This is a genomic window from Stenotrophomonas sp. GbtcB23 (assembly GCF_019091045.1).
GTDB lineage: Bacteria > Pseudomonadota > Gammaproteobacteria > Xanthomonadales > Xanthomonadaceae > Stenotrophomonas > Stenotrophomonas rhizophila_A.
The window spans coordinates 1-5,230 of the sequence record NZ_JAGXKC010000082.1 but is presented as its reverse complement, the minus strand read 5'-3'; the positions used below and the strand labels follow the sequence as shown (position 1 = coordinate 5,230).

The 5,230-nt window shown below is 53.3% G+C and carries 2 tRNA genes and 2 rRNA genes; all 4 read left to right on the top strand.

The annotated features are described in order from the left end of the window. Positions 1–267: 267 nt before the first annotated feature. The 4 genes from KVS69_RS17725 (at position 268) to KVS69_RS17710 (ending at position 5,189) form a co-directional block, all read left to right on the top strand. Positions 268–1,814: ribosomal RNA gene (locus tag KVS69_RS17725) — 16S ribosomal RNA — on the top strand. A gap of 95 nt (positions 1,815–1,909) precedes the next feature. Continuing rightward, positions 1,910–1,985: transfer RNA gene (locus KVS69_RS17720), tRNA-Ala, on the top strand. A 19-nt stretch (positions 1,986–2,004) separates the two neighbouring features. Beyond that, positions 2,005–2,081 (top strand) — tRNA-Ile (locus KVS69_RS17715). A 229-nt stretch (positions 2,082–2,310) separates the two neighbouring features. Further along, positions 2,311–5,189: ribosomal RNA gene (locus tag KVS69_RS17710) — 23S ribosomal RNA — on the top strand. The 16S and 23S rRNA genes sit together here with 2 tRNA genes alongside, the layout of an rRNA operon. Positions 5,190–5,230 lie beyond the last annotated feature (41 nt).

Genomic DNA, 5,230 nt, shown 5'->3' with positions numbered 1-5,230 from the left:
GGTGTTGACGAAGCGGAAAAGCCAGCTATAATGGGCGGCTCGCAACGACGGAAACGTCGGGGCACACGGAGAAAGGCGCTGAGGCCGACTCCCAAGTTCTTTGACAGTATGCGCAGGTATCTTGTGAAGGCGCCTGCAGGAAGGATGATTTGTCCATCTTGCAGACGTTTGATCAAGCAACATATCAATTGTTTTAAAGCAAGCGAAACGTTGCCAGCGGTCAAGCATCTGCAGCTTTAAATTTTTAGTCTTCGGACTATGCGTTTTTAAGTGAAGAGTTTGATCCTGGCTCAGAGTGAACGCTGGCGGTAGGCCTAACACATGCAAGTCGAACGGCAGCACAGTAAGAGCTTGCTCTTATGGGTGGCGAGTGGCGGACGGGTGAGGAATACATCGGAATCTACCTTTTCGTGGGGGATAACGTAGGGAAACTTACGCTAATACCGCATACGACCTTCGGGTGAAAGCAGGGGACCTTCGGGCCTTGCGCGGATAGATGAGCCGATGTCGGATTAGCTAGTTGGCGGGGTAAAGGCCCACCAAGGCGACGATCCGTAGCTGGTCTGAGAGGATGATCAGCCACACTGGAACTGAGACACGGTCCAGACTCCTACGGGAGGCAGCAGTGGGGAATATTGGACAATGGGCGCAAGCCTGATCCAGCCATACCGCGTGGGTGAAGAAGGCCTTCGGGTTGTAAAGCCCTTTTGTTGGGAAAGAAAAGCAGTCGGCTAATACCCGGTTGTTCTGACGGTACCCAAAGAATAAGCACCGGCTAACTTCGTGCCAGCAGCCGCGGTAATACGAAGGGTGCAAGCGTTACTCGGAATTACTGGGCGTAAAGCGTGCGTAGGTGGTTGTTTAAGTCTGTTGTGAAAGCCCTGGGCTCAACCTGGGAATTGCAGTGGATACTGGGCGACTAGAGTGTGGTAGAGGGTAGTGGAATTCCCGGTGTAGCAGTGAAATGCGTAGAGATCGGGAGGAACATCCATGGCGAAGGCAGCTACCTGGACCAACACTGACACTGAGGCACGAAAGCGTGGGGAGCAAACAGGATTAGATACCCTGGTAGTCCACGCCCTAAACGATGCGAACTGGATGTTGGGTGCAATTTGGCACGCAGTATCGAAGCTAACGCGTTAAGTTCGCCGCCTGGGGAGTACGGTCGCAAGACTGAAACTCAAAGGAATTGACGGGGGCCCGCACAAGCGGTGGAGTATGTGGTTTAATTCGATGCAACGCGAAGAACCTTACCTGGTCTTGACATGTCGAGAACTTTCCAGAGATGGATTGGTGCCTTCGGGAACTCGAACACAGGTGCTGCATGGCTGTCGTCAGCTCGTGTCGTGAGATGTTGGGTTAAGTCCCGCAACGAGCGCAACCCTTGTCCTTAGTTGCCAGCACGTAATGGTGGGAACTCTAAGGAGACCGCCGGTGACAAACCGGAGGAAGGTGGGGATGACGTCAAGTCATCATGGCCCTTACGACCAGGGCTACACACGTACTACAATGGTAGGGACAGAGGGCTGCAAACCCGCGAGGGCAAGCCAATCCCAGAAACCCTATCTCAGTCCGGATTGGAGTCTGCAACTCGACTCCATGAAGTCGGAATCGCTAGTAATCGCAGATCAGCATTGCTGCGGTGAATACGTTCCCGGGCCTTGTACACACCGCCCGTCACACCATGGGAGTTTGTTGCACCAGAAGCAGGTAGCTTAACCTTCGGGAGGGCGCTTGCCACGGTGTGGCCGATGACTGGGGTGAAGTCGTAACAAGGTAGCCGTATCGGAAGGTGCGGCTGGATCACCTCCTTTTGAGCAAAGACAACATCGTCCTGTCGGGCGTCTTCACAAAGTACCTGCATTCAGAGTTTCGAGTCGGTCAACCCGGTTCGGAAAGTCCCGCATAAGGGGCCTTAGCTCAGCTGGGAGAGCACCTGCTTTGCAAGCAGGGGGTCGTCGGTTCGATCCCGACAGGCTCCACCATCTTGAGCTGAACGGACATGGGTCTGTAGCTCAGGTGGTTAGAGCGCACCCCTGATAAGGGTGAGGTCGGTAGTTCGAGTCTACCCAGACCCACCAACTCTGAATGATCAGCGCATACAAAGAATTTATTACGCATCGGCATTGTGGCCGGTACGTGTTCTTTTAAAACTTGTGACGTAGCGAGCGTTTGAGATTCTATCTTGACGTGTCGTGAGGCTAAGGCGGAAGACTTGAATGTCTTCTTATTAATTGAGTCGTTATATTTCGCATCCGGGCTTTGTACCCCCGGGTCATATATATAACCCAAGGCAACTTGCGGTTATATGGTCAAGCGAATAAGCGCACACGGTGGATGCCTTGGCGGTCAGAGGCGATGAAGGACGTGGCAGCCTGCGAAAAGTATCGGGGAGCTGGCAACAAGCTTTGATCCGGTAATGTCCGAATGGGGAAACCCACCCGCTTGCGGGTATCCTGCAGTGAATACATAGCTGCTGGAAGCGAACCTGGTGAACTGAAATATCTAAGTAACCAGAGGAAAAGAAATCAACCGAGATTCCCTGAGTAGCGACGAGCGAACGGGGACTAGCCCTTAAGCTGGAATGGTTCTAGAAAAACAGCCTGGAACGGCTGGCCATAGAAGGTGATAGCCCTGTATTTAAAAGGGCCACTCCAGTGAAGACGAGTAGGGCGGGGCACGTGAAACCCTGTCTGAACATGGGGGGACCATCCTCCAAGGCTAAATACTACTGACCGACCGATAGTGAACCAGTACCGTGAGGGAAAGGCGAAAAGAACCCCGGAGAGGGGAGTGAAATAGATCCTGAAACCGTGTGCGTACAAGCAGTAGGAGCTCGAAAGAGTGACTGCGTACCTTTTGTATAATGGGTCAGCGACTTACTGTTCGTGGCAAGCTTAACCGTATAGGGGAGGCGAAGGGAAACCGAGTCTGATAAGGGCGCATAGTCGCGGGCAGTAGACCCGAAACCGGGTGATCTAGTCATGGCCAGGGTGAAGGTGCCGTAACAGGTACTGGAGGCCCGAACCCACGTCTGTTGCAAAAGACGGGGATGAGCTGTGATTAGGAGTGAAAAGCTAATCGAACCCGGAGATAGCTGGTTCTCCTCGAAAGCTATTTAGGTAGCGCCTCATATGTATCCTCTCGGGGGTAGAGCACTGTTATGGCTAGGGGGTCATCGCGACTTACCAAACCATTGCAAACTCCGAATACCGAGACGGACTGTATGGGAGACACACGGCGGGTGCTAACGTCCGTCGTGAAAAGGGAAACAACCCAGACCCACAGCTAAGGTCCCAAATTCACTGCTAAGTGGAAAACCATGTGGAAAGGCACAGACAGCCAGGAGGTTGGCTTAGAAGCAGCCACCCTTTAAAGAAAGCGTAATAGCTCACTGGTCGAGTCGGTCTGCGGGGAAGATTTAACGGGGCTAAGCAGTGAACCGAAGCTTGGGGTGTGCATATTTATATGTACGCGGTAGAGGAGCGTTCCGTAAGCCGTTGAAGGTGGATTGAGAAGTCTGCTGGAGGTATCGGAAGTGCGAATGCTGACATGAGTAACGATAATGCGGGTGAAAAACCCGCACGCCGAAAGCCCAAGGTTTCCTTGCGCAACGTTAATCGGCGCAGGGTGAGTCGGCCCCTAAGGCGAGGACGAAAGTCGTAGTCGATGGGAAGCAGGTTAATATTCCTGCACCTCGCGTAAGTGCGATGGAGGGACGGAGAAGGTTAGGTGTACCCGGCGTTGGTTGTCCGGGGGAAAGGCGGTAGGTTTGGATCTTTGGCAAATCCGGGATCCTTCAAGACCGAGCACCGAGACGAGTCTTTAAGACAAAGTCACTGATACCACGCTTCCAGGAAAAGCTCCTAAGCTTCAGCTTACGCAGACCGTACCGTAAACCGACACAGGTGGGTAGGATGAGAATTCTCAGGCGCTTGAGAGAACTCGGGTGAAGGAACTAGGCAACATGGCACCGTAACTTCGGGAGAAGGTGCGCCCTTTTTGGTGGCTCATGCGAGCTATAGCTGAAGAGGGCCGCAGAAACCAGGCCGCTGCGACTGTTTATCAAAAACACAGCACTCTGCAAACACGAAAGTGGACGTATAGGGTGTGACGCCTGCCCGGTGCTGGAAGGTTAATTGATGGGGTCAGCCGCAAGGCGAAGCTCTTGATCGAAGCCCCAGTAAACGGCGGCCGTAACTATAACGGTCCTAAGGTAGCGAAATTCCTTGTCGGGTAAGTTCCGACCTGCACGAATGGCGTAACGACAGCGGCGCTGTCTCCACCCGAGACTCAGTGAAATTGAAATCGCTGTGAAGATGCAGCGTTCCCGTGGCAAGACGGAAAGACCCCGTGAACCTTTACTATAGCTTTACACTGAACGTTGAGTTCGTCTGTGTAGGATAGGTGGGAGGCTATGAAACCATGGCGCTAGCTGTGGTGGAGCCATCCATGAAATACCACCCTGTCGTGCTTGACGTTCTAACCTGGGCCCATTATCTGGGTCGGGGACCGTGTATGGTGGGTAGTTTGACTGGGGCGGTCTCCTCCTAAAGAGTAACGGAGGAGCTCGAAGGTACGCTCAGCGCGGTCGGACATCGCGCACTGTGTGCAAAGGCATAAGCGTGCTTGACTGCAAGATCGACGGATCAAGCAGGTAGGAAACTAGGACTTAGTGATCCGGTGGTTCTGTATGGAAGGGCCATCGCTCAACGGATAAAAGGTACTCCGGGGATAACAGGCTGATACCGCCCAAGAGTTCATATCGACGGCGGTGTTTGGCACCTCGATGTCGGCTCATCACATCCTGGGGCTGTAGTCGGTCCCAAGGGTATGGCTGTTCGCCATTTAAAGTGGTACGCGAGCTGGGTTCAGAACGTCGTGAGACAGTTCGGTCCCTATCTGCCATGGGCGTTGGAGATTTGAGAGGGGCTGCTCCTAGTACGAGAGGACCGGAGTGGACGAACCTCTGGTGTTCCGGTTGTCACGCCAGTGGCATTGCCGGGTAGCTATGTTCGGAAGCGATAACCGCTGAAAGCATCTAAGCGGGAAGCGCGCCTCAAGATGAGATCTCCCGGGGCACAAGCCCCCTGAAGGAACCATATAGACTATGTGGTTGATAGGTCAGGTGTGTAAGTACAGCAATGTATTGAGCTAACTGATACTAATGATCCGTGTGGCTTGACCATATAACCTCAAGTTGCCTTGGCCGACATGACATGTCGATAGA